This is a genomic window from Bacillus vallismortis (assembly GCF_040784915.1).
Taxonomy (GTDB): Bacteria; Bacillota; Bacilli; order Bacillales; family Bacillaceae; genus Bacillus; species Bacillus subtilis_G.
This window is the reverse complement of sequence record NZ_CP160797.1, coordinates 1125608-1146282: the sequence shown is the minus strand read 5'-3', so window position 1 is coordinate 1146282 and position 20675 is coordinate 1125608. Positions and strand designations below refer to the sequence as shown.

General features: G+C 46.2%; 18 protein-coding genes and 1 pseudogene. 6 read left to right on the top strand and 13 right to left on the bottom strand.

The features are described from left to right. Positions 1-108: 108 nt before the first annotated feature. The gene (gene gltT / locus ABZM97_RS05690; RefSeq protein WP_087991263.1) at positions 109-1398 is read left to right on the top strand and encodes a glutamate/proton symporter GltT; all 1290 of its coding nucleotides are present in this window, start codon (positions 109-111) and stop codon (positions 1396-1398) included. Positions 1399-1435: 37 nt separating this feature from the next. Here the strand turns inward: gltT and ABZM97_RS05685 are convergent, their stop codons facing one another. The 4 genes from ABZM97_RS05685 to ABZM97_RS05670 form a co-directional block, all read right to left on the bottom strand. Next, positions 1436-1843 (bottom strand): ASCH domain-containing protein, encoded by a 408-nt coding sequence (locus ABZM97_RS05685; protein WP_087991262.1) that lies wholly within the window; start codon positions 1841-1843, stop codon positions 1436-1438. After that, on the bottom strand, positions 1840-2895 hold the full coding sequence (locus ABZM97_RS05680) for a M42 family metallopeptidase (protein WP_087991261.1): 1056 nt from the start codon (positions 2893-2895) through the stop codon (positions 1840-1842). Before ABZM97_RS05680 ends, ABZM97_RS05685 begins: the two co-directional genes overlap by 4 nt. Before the next feature lie 134 nt (positions 2896-3029). Then, entirely contained in the window at positions 3030-3266 is a 237-nt protein-coding gene (locus ABZM97_RS05675; RefSeq protein WP_176365276.1) for a hypothetical protein, read from the bottom strand. 36 nt (positions 3267-3302) lie between these two features. Beyond that, positions 3303-4079, bottom strand: coding sequence for a YhfC family intramembrane metalloprotease (locus tag ABZM97_RS05670; protein WP_087991259.1), 777 nt, complete (start codon positions 4077-4079; stop codon positions 3303-3305). 129 nt (positions 4080-4208) lie between these two features. Here ABZM97_RS05670 and fabHB point away from each other — a divergent pair, with 129 nt between their 5' ends. Continuing rightward, positions 4209-5186, top strand: a complete 978-nt coding sequence (gene fabHB / locus ABZM97_RS05665; protein ID WP_087991258.1) for a beta-ketoacyl-ACP synthase III FabHB — start codon at positions 4209-4211, stop codon at positions 5184-5186. 41 nt (positions 5187-5227) lie between these two features. On the opposite strand, the gene ABZM97_RS05660 is transcribed toward fabHB, so the two are convergent. From ABZM97_RS05660 to ABZM97_RS05635, 6 genes are all read right to left on the bottom strand, one after another. Continuing rightward, on the bottom strand, positions 5228-7555 hold the full coding sequence (locus ABZM97_RS05660) for a YhgE/Pip domain-containing protein (protein WP_087991257.1): 2328 nt from the start codon (positions 7553-7555) through the stop codon (positions 5228-5230). A gap of 70 nt (positions 7556-7625) precedes the next feature. Beyond that, complete coding sequence (locus ABZM97_RS05655) at positions 7626-8201, bottom strand: TetR/AcrR family transcriptional regulator (protein WP_087991256.1); 576 nt, start codon at positions 8199-8201, stop codon at positions 7626-7628. A 145-nt stretch (positions 8202-8346) separates the two neighbouring features. After that, positions 8347-9759, bottom strand: coding sequence for a protoporphyrinogen oxidase (gene hemY / locus ABZM97_RS05650; protein ID WP_202328488.1), 1413 nt, complete (start codon positions 9757-9759; stop codon positions 8347-8349). Positions 9760-9773: 14 nt separating this feature from the next. Next, positions 9774-10706 (bottom strand): ferrochelatase, encoded by a 933-nt coding sequence (gene hemH, locus ABZM97_RS05645; RefSeq protein ID WP_087991254.1) that lies wholly within the window; start codon positions 10704-10706, stop codon positions 9774-9776. A 72-nt stretch (positions 10707-10778) separates the two neighbouring features. Further along, positions 10779-11840 (bottom strand): uroporphyrinogen decarboxylase, encoded by a 1062-nt coding sequence (gene hemE / locus ABZM97_RS05640; RefSeq protein WP_087991253.1) that lies wholly within the window; start codon positions 11838-11840, stop codon positions 10779-10781. Positions 11841-11960: 120 nt separating this feature from the next. Continuing rightward, positions 11961-14105 carry a transglycosylase domain-containing protein gene (locus ABZM97_RS05635; RefSeq protein WP_087991252.1) on the bottom strand — a complete coding sequence of 715 codons (2145 nt, stop codon included), beginning with the start codon at positions 14103-14105 and terminating at the stop codon, positions 11961-11963. 121 nt (positions 14106-14226) lie between these two features. On the opposite strand from ABZM97_RS05635, the gene hmoB reads away from it, so the two are divergent. The 4 genes and pseudogenes from hmoB (at position 14227) to sndC (ending at position 17814) form a co-directional block, all read left to right on the top strand. After that, positions 14227-14727 carry a heme-degrading oxygenase HmoB gene (gene hmoB, locus ABZM97_RS05630; RefSeq protein WP_087991251.1) on the top strand — a complete coding sequence of 167 codons (501 nt, stop codon included), beginning with the start codon at positions 14227-14229 and terminating at the stop codon, positions 14725-14727. Between the two features lie 43 nt (positions 14728-14770). Next, positions 14771-15088, top strand: a pseudogene (locus tag ABZM97_RS05625) (hypothetical protein). A gap of 68 nt (positions 15089-15156) precedes the next feature. Further along, complete coding sequence (locus ABZM97_RS05620; protein ID WP_087991250.1) at positions 15157-16554, top strand: hypothetical protein; 1398 nt, start codon at positions 15157-15159, stop codon at positions 16552-16554. 69 nt (positions 16555-16623) lie between these two features. Continuing rightward, entirely contained in the window at positions 16624-17814 is a 1191-nt protein-coding gene (gene sndC, locus ABZM97_RS05615; protein WP_087991249.1) for an N-acetyl amino acid acetylase SndC, read from the top strand. A gap of 17 nt (positions 17815-17831) precedes the next feature. Here the strand turns inward: sndC and ABZM97_RS05610 are convergent, their stop codons facing one another. From ABZM97_RS05610 to ecsA, 3 genes are read right to left on the bottom strand one after another with little or no spacing between them, the layout of a single operon-like run. Next, entirely contained in the window at positions 17832-18542 is a 711-nt protein-coding gene (locus tag ABZM97_RS05610) for an EcsC family protein (protein WP_202328491.1), read from the bottom strand. Positions 18543-18563: 21 nt separating this feature from the next. Then, complete coding sequence (gene ecsB / locus ABZM97_RS05605; RefSeq protein WP_087991247.1) at positions 18564-19790, bottom strand: ABC transporter permease EcsB; 1227 nt, start codon at positions 19788-19790, stop codon at positions 18564-18566. Next, the gene (gene ecsA / locus ABZM97_RS05600; RefSeq protein ID WP_087991246.1) at positions 19783-20526 is read right to left on the bottom strand and encodes an ABC transporter ATP-binding protein EcsA; all 744 of its coding nucleotides are present in this window, start codon (positions 20524-20526) and stop codon (positions 19783-19785) included. The genes ecsB and ecsA overlap by 8 nt, the downstream gene beginning before the upstream one ends. Positions 20527-20675: the final 149 nt, after the last annotated feature.

Sequence of the window (20675 nt, the reverse complement as noted above, 5' to 3'; positions counted from 1 at the left end):
TTACTATAGACGAATTCATTTCTTATCTATTATAATTTGATCTAATAGTGAGATTAAATATATGTCAATTCATGATATATGTTGATACTTTGTTTTGGGAGGTAATCTATGAAAAGAATAAAGTTTGGATTAGCCACACAAATATTCGTTGGACTTATTCTAGGTGTTATTGTTGGCGTTATTTGGTACGGCAACCCAGCATTGCCTGCTTACCTGCAGCCAATCGGGGATCTCTTTTTACGCTTAATCAAAATGATAGTGATTCCTATTGTTGTCTCCAGCTTAATCATCGGTGTAGCCGGCGCAGGAAATGGAAAGCAAGTCGGTAAATTAGGCTTCAGAACGATTCTGTACTTCGAGATCATTACGACTTTTGCCATCATTCTCGGACTAGCACTTGCAAACATCTTCCATCCGGGTACAGGAGTTAATATACACGAAGCTCAAAAATCAGACATCAGTCAATATGTCGAAACTGAAAAAGAGCAAAGTAATAAAACAGTAGCTGATACGTTCCTACATATTGTGCCGACAAACTTCTTCCAATCCTTAGTCGAAGGAGATCTTCTTGCCATCATCTGCTTTACGGTGCTATTTGCATTGGGTATTTCTGCGATCGGTGAAAGAGGCAAGCCTGTATTAGCCTTTTTTGAAGGTGTGTCCCATGCCATGTTCCACGTTGTAAACCTCGTGATGAAAGTGGCTCCATTCGGTGTTTTCGCGCTTATCGGAGTGACTGTGTCTAAATTTGGACTCGGTTCTCTTCTTTCTCTCGGAAAGCTCGTCGGATTGGTGTATGTCGCACTTGCTTTCTTCTTGATTGTCGTGTTTGGAATTGTCGCAAAAATTGCCGGCATCAACATCTTCAAATTCCTTGCTTACATGAAGGACGAAATCTTACTGGCGTTCAGTACGTCCAGCTCTGAAACAGTTCTTCCTCGCATCATGGAAAAAATGGAGAAAATCGGTTGCCCGAAAGGCATTGTTTCATTTGTCATTCCAATCGGATATACGTTTAACTTAGACGGTTCCGTTCTCTATCAATCTATTGCCGCGCTGTTTTTGGCACAGGTATACGGTATTGATTTGACGATTTGGCACCAAATTACGCTTGTGCTCGTCCTAATGGTCACATCTAAAGGGATGGCTGCCGTGCCTGGTACTTCTTTTGTCGTCTTGCTTGCGACACTTGGCACTATCGGCGTTCCGGCTGAAGGACTTGCCTTTATTGCCGGCGTAGACCGCATCATGGACATGGCACGTACAGTTGTCAACCTGACTGGTAACGCGCTTGCTGCCGTTGTGATGTCTAAATGGGAAGGCATGTTTAATCCTGCGAAAGCAGAAACTGTCATGTCCCAAGCCAAAGCAGACCAAAACGCAACCATTTCCGGTTAATGAAAAGCCTGCGGGGTTCTTGCCCCGCAGGCTTTTTTTAGTCATGAACAAGCTCAAACAGCTCTGTCATCAAAACTGTATCCTCATTCAGCTCTAATTCACCGTTTTTGATCAGTTCCGCCCATGCCATCCGATGGTCTTCCTGAAATTTCTCAATTCGATCTCCATTGCCCTCTCCTTTGACTAACCTCATATCAGGTGCTCCAAAGGTCGTTTCAAACACATCTGTCACTTTTATATTGCATCTCGGATTGTCATGCTTATCATAAACGGTAACAAGCTGTCCCGCCGTTTGATACACTTCACTCAATTCATCTTTTGAATATAAAGATTTCGGGGCGCACGTGGCTGTTTTTTCTCCGGCGAGGATTTGCTGAATCAGCTGTTCCCCTAAGCCGTCATCTCCCTCCCAGCCGAATGTGCTTTTCATCTCATAAATGTTCATTCGCCTTTCTCCTCTGCCATCGGTGACTGTACATAATAATACAGAAGCTTGGCTGTATGGCGAAGAGATGATTGATGAGTGCGTTCAAATGCATGCGAAGCGTCAATTCCCGGCCCGATGAGTCCATGAACAATATCATGCCCGGATTTGATCGCTGCTGACGCATCCGACCCGTAGTATGGATAAATATCAAGCTTATAGTCGATATGATGCTTCTCGGCTAAATGGACTAAATGCTTTCTCAGCTGATAATGATACGGCCCGCTTGCATCCTTCACACAGATGGATACTGTATATTCATCTGTCGCCTGCCCGTCACCGATTGCCCCCATGTCGACCGCCAAATATTCAACTGTTTCAGGAGGAACATTCGAGTTCCCGCCGTATCCGATTTCTTCATTATTCGAAATAAGAAAATGAGTTGTATATGGAAGTTCAATTTCTTCTGTTTGAATTTGATGTATTAAGCGCAGCAATAAGGCGACGCTTGCTTTGTCATCCAAGTGGCGTGATTTAATAAATCCGCTTGATGTGATCTCGACACGGGGATCAAACGACACAAAATCTCCGACGCCAATGCCAAGCTCTTCCGTATCTTTCCGGCAGTGAACAGGTTCATCAAGGCGAATCTCCATATTCTCTTGATTCCGCTCAGCTTTTCCCGCGTCTTTGTATACGTGCACGGACGTTTGATGCATTAAAATGGTTCCTGTATACGTTTTTCCCGATGCGGTTTCAATTTGGCAATATTCCCCTTCAATCGAATTGTAACGGAAGCCGCCGATCAAATCGATTTTCAGCCGGCCGTCAGCTTTAATTTCTTTCACCATAGCGCCGAGCGTATCAACGTGCGCCGTCAGCATGCGATGCCGGGATGTGTCGCGTCCGGGAAGGGTGCCAATTAAGCCGCCCTTATGGTTCCGAACCGTTTGTACCTTCCATTCTTTTAAAAGGCTTTCAATATAATTGATCACCTCATATGTATTTCCTGTCGGGCTTGGGATTGATACAAGTTCTTTAATGAGCTCCATCGTTTTACGTACGGACGACATAGGACATTCCTCCTTTTATTTTTCTATTTAAAATATACTCTTTTCCCGAGGGACCCGTCCAATCTTTTCCTATCAGTCTCTCATATGCTGTAGAGAGCATGGGAATAGGAGGGATATCTATGTGCTGTCGTCATTCACATGAACGGAAACATCATTGTCGTGATTGGTTCGATGATTTTTGGTTCTTTGACGAGTGGTTCGATAAAGATTTCCATTGCAAGAAAAAGAAAGAATGCCATGACCCTTGCGAGAAGAAGAAAAAGAAACACCATTGTTTCTCTTGTAAAAAACACAGACACTGTTGCTGTCATTTCTAAAGACTGAATCAGAAATATTCTGATGACCCATGCTTCATGAATATTTCCATTCACATTTTTCCAAGCGGGCTGTACTGCTGCTTGGACTTTTTATTGAAACAGCCTATTTGCTTTTACAATCCAATAGACTGATACAGCCGCTATGAGAGCAACAACGATTTCAACAACAGCAGCATGTTCTATTATTCTTTTTTGGTATAAAACCGCCGGTACATTAAAGAGCGCATGTAAAAGGATAGAGTACAGCAGAAACTGCGGCCGGCGGCTTTTAATCGCATACAGGACAAGCAGGGACAGCCCGATTTGGACAGCAATGGCACTGATTCTTTCTATTCCGCCCAGCAGCCATTCATACGGAGGCGTATGCAGCAGCTGTTCCTGAATCGGCAGAAGCGCCTGTTTGATGTCGTCATTAATCAAAAGCTGTTCAAATGTTCCGCTATTGATCGCAAATGCGTATACAATAAGTGAGATAGAGGACAAGCCTGTAATCAGTACAGCCTCAAGCCCGCCATGGCCTGCCCCAAAAGCCAGTCCATCCGCCCAAGCATGATGGCGCTTCATAAAAAACCGCATCATGATATACCTTCCGCATTCCTCAAAAATCCCGGCCATCAAGCAGCCGTAAATGCCATACCACAATGGATTCTGCATGGCTTCTTTCGTCATTTCATTTACTTGCAGCACATAAACATGAACGCCGCCCTCCAACAGCTGGGCAAAGACAAAAAACGTGAGAGCGCCAATAAAGAACACCTTAAGCGAGGCGCCATACTTACGCTTAAACCATACAATCAGCCCGATTGGCAATAAAAACGCAATAGCCCCTGATAGCGCCATAAAGACTACCGCTCCTTGACTGACCATTTTTCAGCCTCCTTTTTCTTTTTCATAGATTCTCTATTTCACATTTTCTCTTTTTTTGCGAAAAATCCTCTTTTTTAGTACCAGATACTAATATCTAGTGTTATAATCTGATCACAAGGAGTGATTCATATGTCAAAAGCGAAAATTACAGCTATCGGCACCTATGCGCCGAGCAGACGCTTAACCAATGCTGATTTAGAAAAGATCGTTGATACGTCTGATGAATGGATTGTTCAGCGCACAGGAATGAGAGAACGCCGGATAGCGGATGAACAGCAGTTCACCTCTGATTTATGCATCGAAGCGATAAAGGATCTCAAGAGCCGTTATGGAGGGACACTTGATGATGTCGATATGATTCTTGTTGCCACTACAACATCCGATTATGCCTTTCCGAGTACGGCATGCCGCGTGCAGGAATATTTCGGCTGGGAAAACACAGGCGCTCTGGATATTAATGCGACGTGTGCCGGGCTGACATACGGCCTTCATTTGGCTAATGGATTGATCACATCCGGCCTCCATCAAAAAATTCTCGTCATCGCCGGAGAGACATTGTCAAAAGTAACGGATTATACCGATCGAACAACATGCGTGCTGTTCGGTGACGCTGCGGGGGCGCTGTTAGTTGAACGAGATGAAGAGACGCCTGGATTTCTTGCGTCTGTCCAAGGAACAAACGGGAACAGCGGAGATATATTGTACCGTGCCGGGCTGCGAAATGAACTAAATGGGGTTCCCCTTGCTGATTCCGGTAAAATGGTTCAAAATGGCCGTGAAGTGTATAAATGGGCAGTGAGAACCGTCCCCCGCGAATTTGAACGCCTTTTGCAACAGGCAGGGCTGACAAGCGGCGAGCTCGATTGGTTTGTCCCTCACAGCGCCAACTTGCGCATGATCGAATCGATATGTGAAAAAACACCGTTCCCGATTGAAAAAACGCTCACCAGTGTCGAATATTATGGAAACACGTCTTCTGTTTCGATTGTTTTGGCACTTGATCTCGCAGTCAAAGCCGGGAAGCTGAGAAAAGATCAAACCGTGATGCTGTTTGGGTTTGGCGGCGGATTAACCTATACAGGATTACTTGTTAAATGGGGTATGTAACAAAAAAAGAACTTGTTTCGAAGGAAACAAGTTCTTTTTCATTATGAAGCCGGCTGTTCTTCCGATGTTTCTTCCTTCCGGCTTAGCATCATAAAGTAAGTAATGCTCAGCAATATCATAAAGAGGGCGATGCCAATTAAGACGCCGGCCATCTGCCACATGTAGCCAAAATCGCCGTTTGAAATGACCGCTCTGAATCCGTTAATGCTGTAGGTCATCGGCAATGCGCCGTGGATGACTTGATAGAAATTCGGAAGCAATTCCAGCGGGAATGTTCCTCCGCTCGCTCCCAGCTGCAGCACTAAAATAATCACTGCGATAAACCGTCCCGGATTGCCCATCGTTGTGGCCAAAAATTGAATCATCGCCAGGAAAGCAAGACTCGTAATGATCGTGAACACGTAAAATCTCCACGTGCTCTCAACCTCGAGGCCGATTCCCAGCAGAAGAACCGTTGCCACTATCAGTGATTGAATGATTCCAACGAGCATCATAACGTTGAATTTGCTGAAGAACCACTCAAAACCGTTTCTCGGACGTCCTGACGCTTCCTTCAGCGGGAAGACAACCGTCAGCATGATGCCGCCGACATACAAGCCCATTGACAGGATATAAGGTGTGAGCCCTGTTCCATAGTTAGGAACGGAATGAATGGCGTCATCATTCGTTTTAACAGGATCGGCAAACATGCCGTATGTTTGATCGTCAGCATCGATATCTCCTGTTTGATCTGCCGCGTCCTTCAGCTTACTAGACAGCTCTCCTGTGCCGTCCAATAGCTTGCCTAAACCTGTATCAAGTGATTCAGATCCATCTGCAAGTTTTGATGATCCGCTTTGGACTTGTTTAGACCCGTCTAACAGTTTCAGCAAACCGCCGGATACTTGGCTGCTTCCTGTCACCAATTGCTCTGAGCCTGCTTTTGCTTTTGCGAACTGCTTATTATATTCACCGATACCGGCTGTCAATTTATTTTGGCCATCTGTCAGCTGCTGTGAAGCATTGTATATCTTCTCAGATCCAGCAGTTAATTTGTCAATCGCATCTTGAGTGGCTTTTGCGCCGTTATAAAGCTTAGAGGTAGCTTCCGGTAATGCCTTCACCTGTGCAACCTCTGCTTTCACATCTTCCAATGAGCTTTTTATCGTTGCAATGTCAGGCAGCTGATCAGCAGCAGGAAGCTGGCTTAACATTTGATCAAAATCAGGCGCATCAACTTGCGGAAGCTTCTTTTCAACAGAATTGATCAGCTGGCTTTTTTGCTCCGCAGTTAAGAAGTCACTCGAATTGATGAGATTTTTAAATGCCTGATCACGGTTTTTCAAGCTGTTTTCAAAGTCAGTCAACTGTTTTTTTAATTCCTTCATCGCTGTTTCTGACTTTTCCAGGTTGTTGACAGCTGTTTCAAGCTTCGTTAAATCGAGCGCATTGATGAGCTTTTCCGCTTTTGCTGCTTTCTCAGAACCTTCTTGGGCTTTACTGTTGAGCTGATCCAGTCCGTTTGTGAGATTAGGCAAGCCCTGCTGCACCTTTTGAAGGCCGGCATTCAGTTCATTCAGTTTGCCCGTTATCTTGCCTGATCCTGCGGCAAGCTTCCCTGAGTTTTCATAAATCGTATTGCTGCTGTCCTGGAATTTTCCGAGCGAGCTGTCAAGCGATTGGATGCCGCTTGTTACCTTTGCCGCTCCATCTGCAAGCTGCGCCGTTTTGTCACTGATGGTGGCGGTGCTTTCCTTCAGCTTCTCCAAATTTTCTTTCAGCTGGGCGCTTCCGTTTTTCGCATCCTTTGTGCCGTCATCAATTTTTTTCGCGCCGCTGCTCGCGTCGCTCAAACCCTTGGCGATATCTTTAAAGTTATCAAAAATGACTTTCGTATATTGCTCGGTCACTTCTTTAGAAACAGAGGCTTTCAGTTTATCGATCGCTTTTTCACCGATCGTTGCCCCTACATAGTTGGATCCGGCATTTGTATGGTATTTCAGATCCAGCTTTTTCGGATTTTTGTCCAATACCGTGCTGGCATTCTTAGAAAAATCCTCAGGAATCTCGACAACCAAATAGTATTTTTGATTTAATAAGTCCTTTAACGATTGGTCAAGATCACTGGAAAAATGCCAATCAAAGTTGTTATTATCCTTTAATTCTTTGACCAGATCATCACCGATTTGGAGTTTTTCTCCTTCATAGGTTTCTCCTTTGTCTTGGTTGACGACAACGACAGGGAGCTGGTCAACTGTGCCGTATGGGTCCCAATAAGCCTTTAAGAACACGCCGCTGTAAATAAGCGGGACAAACAAAATGGCAATGATGGGAATTAATAATGTTTTACTCGTTACGATGTCTTTCCACTGACTTCGTATTGTGTTCATCCTGATGCCTCCATTCTAAAACTGACTCATCATGAAAAATGGTCATTTTCTTGCAAAAAGAAAGGATTATCTAGTTGGCTGACAATCCTTTGACAACATACAATTCAAGCAGTTCCGCAATTGTCTGTTTATCAAGCGGGGGATGCTGTTTTTCCCAATCAAAAATGAGTGCGATATAAAGCTTCAGCATCACAAAAGCTGTCAGCTCAGGGTCGCACGGCTTGATTGCACCGCTTTTGATCCCGTTTTCTATCTTATCTTTCATATAAGATAGAAGACCACGCTCCATTTTTTGGATGACGTCCTGAACGGCCATTGTACCAATTTCAGCGTTTTCTTGGAAAATCTTGATCGTCAGCTGATGTGTTTTCCTGAACTCGAGAATGGCAAACAGCGCTCTGTGCACATTTTCATGGAATGGAAGATCCGGCTCCATCGCTTCGTCCGCTTTCTGCTTCATTTCCTTCAATAAAGTTGTGAAAATCTCGTCAAACAGCTCTTCTTTGTTTTTGAAAAAGGTATAAATGGTTCCCTTCCCCACATTCGCAAGCTTTGCCACTAGGTCCATTGTCGTCGCTTTATAACCGAACTGCGTGAAAGACTTTGTAGCAGCCTCTAAAATGAGCTTTTTTCGATCTATTGACATTGTCTATCACCTCGAAACTGACCGTTTGAACATTTTAGTCATTAAGTACATATGCAAATGTATCATAACCCGATGATCAATTCAATCATTTTTTACACAATATTGACATTCCCCACCAAAAAAACCTCCGCCGCAGCGGAGGGTTTTAGCTGAATAAATAGGTGAGCGCGTCAGACACGGCTGCTTTTCCTTGATCGATGCAGTCGGGAATTCCGACACCTTCAAAAGAAGCGCCTGTCATGTAGACACCCGGATACGCGGAGGCCAGTGCTTCGCGCAGCTCTTTGATGCGCTGCTTATGGCCGACATGGTACTGCGGCATGCTTTCATGCCAGCGGGTGACACATGCCATTTCCGGCTCCCCTTTTATGTTCATGACTTTCTTTAAGTCTTCTAACACAAAATTGATAATGTCGTTATCTGAGAGATCGACAATGGATTCGTCTCCGGCTTTCCCGACATATGCACGAAGCAGCGTTTTGCCTTCCGGCGCTGCGTGCGGCCATTTTTTGTTCGTCCACGTACAGGCTGTGATCGCGAAATCACTGTTTCTTGAGATCACAAAGCCCGTGCCCTCATGCTCCATTTGAACGGCGCCTTCAGGGAAGCCCAAGGCGACATTTGCCACGGATGTGGAGTGCATATTTTTCAAATGAGAAATGGCAGGAAGCTCTGAAAGCATTCCCGCAGCCGCTTTATGCGGAGCAGTCACAATCACTGAATCAGCATCAAGTGTGACTCCGTTATCCAACTCGAGTGAGTAGCCAGCGCCACCGTTGCTGATCTTGGTCACTTTTGTGCCTTTGTATATCTTCGTCAGCTTTAATTGCTTTTCGATCTCTTCGACAAGAGTCTGCAAACCGGTTGACAGGGTCTGGAACTGCCCTTGCTTTTTAGCCGTCAGCTGCTGGCCGGCGCCTTGAGGCCTTGTTTTTTTCATGCCTAGAATTAAACTTCTGTGCTTTTGTTCCGTCTGGTAAAATTGCGGAAAAGTCGACATTAGGCTGAGCTTGTCAATGTCGCCAGCGTAGATGCCTGATAGAAGCGGCTCGATTAAATTCTCAACCACTTCATCTCCGACACGTCTGCGGAAAAATTCTCCCAATGACTGGTCGTCTTTTGATTTGCTTGCAGGCAGGATGAAATCCATAGCGGCTCTTGCCTTCCCAGACAGAGAAAACAGACCGGTTGAAACGAACGGCGCGATTTTTGTCGGTATCCCCATTACGGCGCCTTTCGGCATTGGATGCAGAGTGCGGTTTACAAGCACATAGGATTGTCCTGTCGCATTGTTGACAAGTAAATGTTCAAGGCCTAAGTCTTTGACAAGCTCCGGAGCGCTTTTCTTCCGTTCCAGAAATGAGTCAGGCCCTCGTTCGATGATATAGCCGTCTTTTTTGACAGTCTGGATTTTCCCGCCGACTCTCGGACTTGCCTCAACGAGCGTCAGCTCAAGCGGCAGATCTTTTTCTTTGATTTCTTTTTCCATATAGAAGGCGGCGGCTAAACCGGTAATGCCGCCGCCGATGATGACTACATGTTTTTTGCCGTCACTCATGTTCATCGCCTTCTTTAACGTCCTAATTTTTTTAATACAACTGTTGCTAATGCATCAATAAATTCCGGCTTTGCATTCGGCATTTCCGGGCGGTAGTAGCTTGCGCCTATATCGTCAGTGACCACTTTGCATTCATAATCATTATCGTAAAGCACTTCTAAATGATCCGCTACAAATCCGACAGGGACATATACAAATGCCTGATAGCCTTTTTGTTCGAATAAATCACGTGTTAAATCCTGTACATCGGGTCCGAGCCAAGGATCAGGCGTGTTCCCTTCGCTTTGCCAGCCGACAGCATATTCGGAAACGCCTGCGCCTTCAGCAATCAATTTCGCCGATTCATGAAGCTGGTTCGGGTACGGGTCTCCAAATTCTTTGATTTTTTCCGGCAGACTGTGGGCGGATACGATGAGCATCGCCTTTTCTCTTTCATCCTCAGGCATTGACGCATATGTTTCCTTCACTCGGTCAACCCAGTATTTCACGAACTTCGGTTCATCGTACCAGCTTTCAACAGACGTAATCGTTAAGCCGCCAAGTTTTTCAGCCTCTTCTTTGGCACGTTTGTTGTAGGACTGCACGCTGAATGTGGAGAAATGCGGTGCCAGCACGATGCTGACTGCTTCTGTGATGCCGTCCTTATGCATCTCTGCCACAGCGTCTTCAATAAACGGCTCGATGTGCTTCAGACCGATATACGCTTTAAATGTAATCTCGTCCTGAATGTCATTTAAGTGCTGTTCAAGCTTGTGCGCCTGCTCTTCTGTGATTTTGGCAAGCGGTGAAATGCCGCCAATTGCTTCGTATCTGTCTTTTAAATCTTGAAGCATTTCAGGTTCAGGCTTTCTGCCTCTTCTGATATGTGTATAATAACGTTCGATATCTTCTTCTTTATAAGGCGTGCCGTACGCCATAACGAGAAGCCCCATTTTCTTTCTACCCACTGTTTACACCCTCTTTAATGATCTGATACAAATATTTTGACAGGTATATCATCATGATAGCAAAAGATACGCTTAGGAATATTGACCCGTTTTTTTGTTTTGTGAATATTTATGGACAAATGCTGTCAGTTTTTTCAAAACCTCAGGACTGACGTCAGGAAATACCCCATGTCCAAGGTTAAAAATGAAACCGTCCGATTTCAGGCCCTGATCCAGTATATCCGCCGTTTTTTTCTCAATGACTTCCCAAGGCGCCAGCAAAATGGACGGGTCCAGATTGCCCTGCACTGTTTTGGCGATGCCTTTTGATCTGGCCTCCTCAATGCCGAGTCTCCAATCGAGCCCGACAACATCGAGGGGAAGGTCATGCCAATCACCTGCCAGATGGCTTGCGCCGACACCAAACATGATCAGCGGCACATCCTCCTGTGCAAGCTCTGTAAAAATCCGGTTCATCACGGGTTTGATGTATGTTCTGTAGTCCGCCTGATTCAGCGCGCCGACCCACGAATCAAAGATTTGAATCGCTTTTGCGCCTGCTTTAATTTGCGCTTTTACGTATACGATAATCATGTCGGCAAGCTTATGCATCAAAAGGTCCCATGCATCCGGCATGCTGTACATGAAGGCTTTTGTTTTATTGTAGTTTTTCGAAGGACCGCCTTCGATCATGTAGCTGGCAAGCGTAAAAGGCGCACCCGAGAAACCGATGAGCGGGACGTTGAGCTGCTCATTGACAAGCAGTTTAATCGTCTCTAGCACGTACGGCACATCCTGTTCCGGATCAATCTGTCCGAGTTTTTCAATGTCCGCCAGAGACCGGATCGGCTGATCAATCACAGGCCCGATCCCGTTTTTGATTTCAACATCCACTCCGATTGAAGGCAGCGGAGTCATGATATCTTTATAAAGGATTGCAGCATCAACCCCGTATTGCTCAACCGGAAGTCTTGTGACATACGCACATAGTTCGGGCTGATGGGTAATCTCGAACAATCCGTACTTTTCCTTCAGCTTACGGTATTCCGGCTGTGAGCGCCCAGCTTGTCTCATGTACCATACAGGCGTGTGATCCGCTTTTTCTCCCCGTGCAGCTTTTAAAAACGTCTCGTTAAACGTTTCTTGTTTACTCATCTGATTTCCACCTTTCATACTGCAACCATACGTTCGTGTTTCTTGACCATTACACTATACCTCGTTTTGGGCAAATGGTATAGAAATGAGGCTCAATGTTCAAAAAATCGCCGAATTCCATTAAGAGGAAAACAATTTCGGCTGAACGTAATCGGTTCCTTCCCCTTCTCTTTTTGTCTGTGTATTATAAGGCACAACTTTATAAGAAGCGCCTGAGAACAAGTTGGCATAAGGGATTTCATAGCTGCCCTTTCCTTCGACTGAATCAAGAAGCGTCTCCTTGCCATCCTTATTTACATAAATTCTGTATACGGTCCGATCATCCTCTTGAGCATCCCATTTTAATTCAATGGTAAACAGCCCCGCTGCTTTAAATGTGTAATCTGCTGTTAGCGTTTTGACCGGCTCCAGCTTAATCGGGCTTTCCAGTTCTTTGACGTTTTTAGGCTTCGTAAACACATCACCGGTTTCTCCAGCCTGCGTCAAAATATCTTTAAACAGTCTCGTCGAATACGCGCTGCCGCCTTTTAAATAATGGTTTTGGTCTGTTTTATCATAGCCCATCCAGACAGCCCCGGTTATTTTCGGCGTATAGCCGGCAAACCAAGCATCCTTTGTCGCGCCGGAGACGCCTGTATAAGAAGTAGAACCGGTTTTTCCCGCCAGATCGCCGTGATAAGTTCCTGACACGGCCGTTCCCTTTTTGACCACCTGCTGCAGCATTCTCGTCATATTCCAAGACGTCTGCTTGCTGAATACCCGCTTTCCTTCTTCTTTATGGTCGGCTATTGTTTCTCCGTCTTCATCCTCTATGCTGGAAATAAAGAACGGTTCAGTATACATTCCATCCGCGGCAAACGTATGAAACGCGCCGGCAAGCCGGAGCGGGGAAACGCCTTTTTCCAAACCGCCGAGAGCGAGGGCAAGGCCTTCATCAGGGATATCGATGCCGTTTGCTTTCAAATAAGATTTTCCTGTTTCGACGCCGATCTCATTCAGCGTCCAGACAGCCGGTGCGTTTTTGCTGTACGTAATGGCGTCAGACATGGTCACTTCGCCCTCATACTGGCTGTCATAGTTTTTCGGTGTATAATCTCCGTAGGATTGCAGCTCATCCTTTAATAGAGAATATGGTTTAAATTCCTTTTCCTGCATCGCCGGCCCGTATACCGCAAGCGGCTTCAATGTGGAACCCGGCTGGCGGGCAGCTGTGACGCGGTTGTATCCTTTGGATGTGTATTCTCTTCCGCCGATCGCCGCTTCCACACCGCCTGTCTTGTTATTGATAAAGACGGCGCTTCCTTCAGCATTCTGGTCTGTTCCGGGATAGTAGCTTCCCTGCTTCATCACCTGATAAGCCGTCTTCTGAAGCTTCGAATCAAGCGGAACCTTGATCGTGTATCCGCCTTGAAGAAGCTGCTCTCCGGAAATCGAGTACTTGTCTTCCGCCTCTTCAATCACAAGATCAATATAGCTGTCAAACCAAGGTGTTTCCGACTGTTTCTTCACGTTCAGACCGAGCGTCCTCCCCTGCGCGCTGACAGCCTCTTTCGCACTGATGTAGCCTTGGTCATTCATCATGCCGAGAATCGTATCACGCCGCTCCTTACTTTTATCAGGATGCAAAACAGGAGAATACGTAGAAGGCGCCTTCGGAATAGCGGCCAAAACCGCGCCTTCGGATATAGTTAAATCTTTTACTTCCTTATTAAAATAATAGTGGGACGCCGCTTGTATGCCGTAGACCCCATGCCCGAAGTAAAGCTGGTTCAAATACATTTCCAGCAGCTTGTCCTTGCTGTAATCCCGTTCAAGATTGATCGCAATGATCACTTCTTTTGTTTTTCTTAAAAACGTTTTGTCGTGTGTCAGAAAAATATTTTTGGCAAGCTGCTGAGTGATCGTGCTTCCGCCTTCCACCTTTCCGCCTGCTAATATATCGCGGTATACCGCCCTTCCGACAGATTTCGCATCAATGCCGTGATGTTCATAGAACCTTTTATCCTCAACAGCGATAAACGCTTCTCTGACCCGCTCCGGAATCTCATTAATCGAGACCGGCTCACGATTTTCTGTATACAGGCTGGCAACCTCCACTCCGTCTTGATCGACAATTTTTGAAGAGGCATGAAGAATCAGCTTCTTTTCATCTATGACATAATGCCCGAGAAAAATAATTGAAATATATCCTATTAAAGCGAGAAAAGCAGTTAACACTAAAATAATGATGGGTATAAATAGTTTCTTTTTCTTCACCTTAAACATGAACTCACCTCGCCTTTCTAAAGGTAGTATGGGAAAAATTGTTTAGAATTATGTTTGAAGCACTCGCCAATAGAAACTTATACCATTGTTTTGATATACTAGCAAGCAGGAGGTGGCTGATATGAATGTTTATATTACATATGGGACAGCCGATTTTTTAAAAACGCTCGTAAAGAAGCATCCGTCGGAAAATATCCTTTTGATGCAGGGCCAGGAAAACGCGATTTTGATCCACGAAACAAGCGGAGATACCGTTTTTCAGGCACCCCATGCCTATGAAGTGATTGACCAAGCCGGCGAGATGAAGAATCCCGGTTTTGCCGTCTTGAACAATATCGCCGTCACTCAGGAAGGACGTCCGCTGTTTGAAAACAGATTCAAAAACAGAGCGGGAAAAGTAGAAAATGAGCCCGGTTTTGAAGCAATTCGTGTGCTCCGCCCGCTTGACAGTGATACGTACGTCATTCTGACCTTGTGGGAAACGGAAAGAGCCTTTCAAGACTGGCAGCAGTCAGGTTCATACAAAGAAGCCCACAAAAAACGCGGCACGTCTGCCGGAATTGACACCACGTCGATCTTCTCCCGGCCTTCGTATGTCACCACATATTCAGCTGTCGAATAGCTGCCGGCATCTCCGGCAGCTTATTTATCGGGAGGAAAGCAAAATGAAGAACACTTGCCCAGTCTGCGGGTTTAAGGGACTGACTGAACCGGCATATGATAAGCAAGGGAATCATTCTTATGAAATTTGTCCGTGCTGCGGTTTTCAGTTTGGATTTGATGATTACGACATGCAGCGCGAGGATGGTTCATTTTTAAAACCATCGGAAAGCATCATCGCCTACAGAAAAAACTGGCTGGCTGATGGCGCCGTTATTTTTTCTCCTGAATGCTTCCCTGAGCATCAGCAGAAAGCGAATAGAGTGTTAAAGCAGCATTTGCTTGAGCAGCTCAAACAGATCAATGTTCATCTTCTATCATAACCCTGCCTTCTGTCCCCGCACCTTCCGCCTGCCTATGAATAATCTGTAGGAAGCGGAAGGAGTGATTAATGATGGAAGTCGGGATTTTGTCTGTCCACATACTGTATGTGTTTTTTATCGGGGCGATTATCCTATTTATGCTGCTGCGGAAAGATACGACCTTTATTTCCTTATTCGGCATTTTCATGATATCGCTTTGGACCAGCCATTCACTTTCAGCTTCTGTCAGCAGTTTATTCCACAGCTTTATTTACGCGGCCGGCGAACTGCTGCCCACGATTTTCATCATTTGTTTCATCGTTTCGATGAGTGATTTGTTAACAAAAACAGGGATAAATGAAGCAATGATTTCTCCCTTTACAAACCTTGTGAAAGGCCCTGTCACTGCCTATTGGCTGATTGGCGGCCTGATGTTCGCCATTTCTCTCTTCTTCTGGCCTTCTCCGGGTGTCGCTTTGATCGGCGCGGTCCTGCTCCCGGCGGCGGCCCGCGCCGGGTTGCCGCCTATTGTAGCAGCCATGGCCATGAACTTGTTCGGTCACGGTTTTGCTTTGTCAGGGGACTTTGTCATTCAGGCGGCGCCGAAACTGACAGCTGATGCGGCAGGCATTCCTGTCGGTGATGTCGTCTCGGCAAGCATTCCCCTTGTGCTGATTATGGGCTTGACCACTACAACCGCAGCTTTTATCATAATTCAGCGCGAACGCAAAAAACAGCTGGGTCCAGCTTCAGCTTCTTTTTCCCCTAAGCTTTCTGACGAACAAGACACCTCGCTGTATCTGCCAAAACGCCTGCGGTCCATATTGGCTTTTTTGATTCCGCTTGTCTTTCTTGGGGATATCGCCTGCATGCTCTTGTTTAATCTACAGGGAAATGATGCAACCGCGTTAATCGGCGGGTCTGCCATCTGCATCCTCCTGACTGTCCATTTTCTCGTGTATAAGCAAAAAGGGCTTGAAAAAATCACCGGTTATTTTATTGATGGGTTCCAGTTCGGCTTTAAGGTTTTCGGCCCCGTCATCCCGATTGCCGCTTTCTTTTACCTTGGCGGCTCAGGTTTTGAAAGCATACTGGGCACTGCACTCCCTAAAGGTTCCCAAGGCATTGTCAATGATCTCGGCATTGCTTTATCCGGCATGATGCCTATGTCAAAGGAGCTTGCCGCCGTTGCTCTAACTGCCGCTGGAGCGATAACCGGCCTCGACGGATCAGGGTTTTCAGGCATTTCTCTCGCAGGCTCTGTCGCACACCTCTTTTCGTCCGCTCTTCATACTGATCCCGCCGTTCTGACCGCACTCGGCCAAATATCTGCCATCTGGGTGGGGGGCGGAACACTGGTCCCATGGGCGCTGATTCCCGCTGCGGCCATTTGCAAAGTTGATCCTTTTGAGCTTGCCAGAAAAAACTTCATTCCCGTCGCGATTGGCCTTTCTGTGACAGCCATCGCAGCCATGGTGTTGCTTTGAAGTCAAGTTGAAATATTCAGACTTTTTCTATACAATCATGGAAAAGCATAGAAAAAGGGGGAAGCGGCTTTGTCCATATTTACACTGCAGAAAGAGATAAACAAACAGCTCGACAGCTGTTTTGAAGAAATGGTCGAGATCAGGCGCCATTTTCACATGTATCCTGAGCTCTCGTTTCAAGAAGAAAAAACCGCCGCATTTATTGCTTCCTATTATGAATCATTAGGCGTCCCGATCCGCACGAATGTTGGCGGCAGAGGGGTTTTAGCATATATAGAAGGCAGCGAATCCGGCCCAACAGTCGCGTTGCGGGCCGACTTTGACGCCCTCCCCATTCAAGATGAAAAAGATGTTTCTTACGCCTCCAAAGTGCCGGGTGTCATGCACGCATGCGGCCATGACGGCCATACGGCAGCTCTTCTCGCAGTGGCAAAGGTCCTTCACCAAAATAGACATGAACTGAAGGGAACATTTGTGATAATCCATCAGCATGCGGAAGAATATTATCCGGGAGGCGCAAAGCCAATGATTGATGACGGCTGTCTTGAAAATGCAGATGTGATATTCGGCACGCATCTTTGGGCGACTGAGCCGCTCGGAACCATTCTCTGCCGCCCCGGCGCCGTGATGGCGGCGGCGGACCGATTCACGATAAAAATCCGCGGTAAGGGCGGCCACGGCGCTCACCCGCACGATACAAAAGACGCCGTCCTGATCGGCTCGCAAATCGTTTCCTCTTTGCAGCACATTGTCAGCCGCAAAGTTAATCCGATTCATTCCGCCGTCATTTCGACAGGCTCTTTTATCGCCGACAACCCGTTTAATGTCATTGCAGACCAAGCCACACTCATCGGCACAGCGCGTTCATTTGACGATAGTGTCCGCAACGTTCTGGAGAAAGAAATTGAAGCAGTTGTAAAAGGAGTGTGCAGCATGCACGGCGCGTCCTATGAGTACAACTATGAACGGGGCTATCCGGCTGTTGTGAACCATCCTGCAGAAACGAGCCACTTGGTCAGCAGCGCAAAGAACACGGAGGGCGTTCACCAGGTCATTGACTGTGAACCGCAAATGGGCGGCGAGGATTTTGCCTACTACTTACAAAACGTCAAAGGCACTTTTTTCTTTACTGGTGCCGCTCCTGAACAGCCAGAGCGCGTCTATTCCCACCACCATCCGAAATTCGATATCAATGAAAAAGCAATGCTGACAGCAGCAAAGGTGCTTGCGGGTGCCGCGATCACCTATCATACACTATAAAAAAACAGCCGGAGTGTTTATTCTCCGGCTGTTTCCTTTGTAATTCTCATATGAAAAACGTGTCTTGCCGTCTCGCCAAGCTGAGAAAGCAGCTTATAATTGGCAATGCCGCCGACTGCCGCACCTACTCCGGGCAAAAGCTGCAAAAGCTTTACGACGTCGATATAATCGCGATATTCCTGCTGGAACACTCTCCAGTCGATACTCTTTTTCTCCGTCTCCCAATTGTCGATGACACAAAAAAGCGATTTGCGGCAGTCATCACTCGAAAACGCGAGCTGAAACACCAGCAGCAAAAACATTCTTTCTTGTGCATCCTTCACATCAAAGCCATAAATTGAGGATAAGGTAAATAAACACTTCATCTTAATCGAAAGCAGCAGCGGGAAATCGGCAATCCCTAAAAAAATGCCGCCCGCTCCGGTTCCGACTCCCTCAGCAGCCGCCACTTTCTGATAAGAAGCAATCGTTTTTTTCGCCAGTTCGTTTTTTTCACTGAGCGAAAGTGCGCTTGTATCCTTCTTATAGGCGATGATATTGGAGCCGGCCATCGTCGCTTCGACCATTTTTTTCACACTTTCGGTGACGGCCGCATGAATTTTTTCCGGAATCCGCTCATTCACCTTCGTTTGCATACGCTTTGAAAAGCGTTCAAACATGGAATCTTTTCGCAAAAAATGCATTTTCCATTGAAGGGCTTCATGCATCAGCAGCTGGTTATCTGTCATTTGACCTACCCCTTTTTAAGCTCACAGCTTTCCATGTTTTTTCAGTCTGGTTGTCATATAAGAAGGCATAATAACAAAAATCAGGACGGCAGAACCGATCAGCGCGTACAGAAACCCTGTCAAGCCGGCAGCATAGGCAGAAGCAGCAGACATCAGCAGCGCTTGTACGGAAAGTGCCGTTTTTAATAAAGAGAAATAACTTTTCAGCTTCGTTTCTTTTTTCACAGGGTACAGCTCTTGAAGCGCCAAATGGTCAAAGTGGCCGAACAGCGGAAGAAGCTGAACGCCCGTAATAAAAATGGTGAATACAGTCAAAACCCCTGCAATGAGCGGGCTTGCTGACATATACATAATGATCAGGGCGAAAATGACCGTCAATCTGACGAGGATGCCCAAATAATCACTTGAACGTAAAAAGGCCCGGGTGAACATGTAGGCAAACGTTTTGCGCTGTTCAAACGGCACGAGACGCAGCAAAAAGTCGAGATACGCCCTGCGTTTCGCTTGCTTTCGTAAATGCGGCACATCAGTGAACAGGTTGGCAATTCGGTAGAAACGCTGCTTGCGTCTCAATTCGGACTCAATATGGCTCTCCCATTTAAACGTTTTCCGTTTTGCTGAGGAAGACATATAGAGATAAAGACCTGCCATAATGACATAAACCACAAGCGCATACATATAGACAGATTGGAAAACAAAATAAAGAACGAGCGTATTCGCCGCAAAGCGAATGATCACATCCATCGGTTTCAAGCTTCGGTCATTCTGGAAGGTCGTGCGCCATTCCATCACCTGATTCCACGCTTTCAGCAACAAAAGCTGGGCAAAAACTGCCGCATACGATGCGAGCGAAGCCCCCGGTGCGACAGCGAAATAAAGCGGCATTGCAACAATGCTCAGTGCAATCAGCGGAAACAGCTGAGACACATAACTGTAGACAAACGCCTGCTTCAAGTAAGGCTCCATTTTTGCTTCAAGCGGCAATAAGAAGACAAGGTCAGCCTCTTTCAACAGCGTCCGCACATAAGAGCTTGTCAACACGAGCGAAAACAGTACGGCCATCACCCAGAAGGACGGAAAGTGAGCGGGAATGTCACGTATCCATTTGCTGTACCAGCTTGCAGCGCCCGCGAGAAAAAAGATCAAAACAATGACAAGGTGATCGTTGAGCATATATTTCATATACGTCCTTGTTTCTTTGATATGCTCCTGCAGCCGCGACTGCCAAATATCAAGCATATTATTCATGGCCCGCGTCTTCCTTTGTGAGTTCAAGATACAAATCGTCCAGCGCCGCGTCCTTCATTCCAAACTGCTCTCTGAGTTCGGACAGCGTGCCGCGCGCCCGCACCTCGCCGTTATGTAAAATAATAAACGAATCACAATAGCGCTCTGCCGTTGCCAAAATGTGCGTTGACATCAGCACGCTCGCCCCGCTTTTTTTCGCTTCATTCATCCGCTCAAGCAGCGCGTTAATCGCAAGCGGATCAAGTCCTAGAAAAGGCTCATCAATGATGTAGAGCGCGGGCTCTGCCAAAAATGCGCACATAATCATAACCTTCTGCTTCATTCCTTTAGAAAAATGAGCCGGGAACCACTTCAGCCTCTTCTCCATTCGGAATTCCTTTAAAAGCGGCGGCAGCCTTTTCTCCATCGTTTCTTTTGAGATACCGTATGCCATCGCTGTTAACTCCAGATGCTCCATCAGCGTCAGCTCTTCATATAAAACAGGTGTTTCAGGTATATAGGTGAATTGTGAGCGGTAGCCTTCCGGATCCTCAGCAAAGGTTTTCCCATTTAATTCGATTGATCCTTTATGCGGGTCCATCAGCCCGATGATATGTCTGATTGTTGTACTTTTACCCGCACCGTTCAGCCCGATTAAACCGACAATTTGATTCGGTTCAAGGGTGAATGATACGTTTTTCAAAACCGGATTTCTTGTATATCCGCCGGTCAAGTTCTTTACCGATAGCAGAGACATAGTTTCTCCCCTTATATTGTTTTCTTCATAGTACCAAAAACAAAGCATGATTTGAAACAATTCCCTTTTAACAAATGATGAATTTGCTGTCATAAAGAAACAGGTTTCGGGACATCATAATGGTTGTAGAGGAAAAGCATATCAACTGA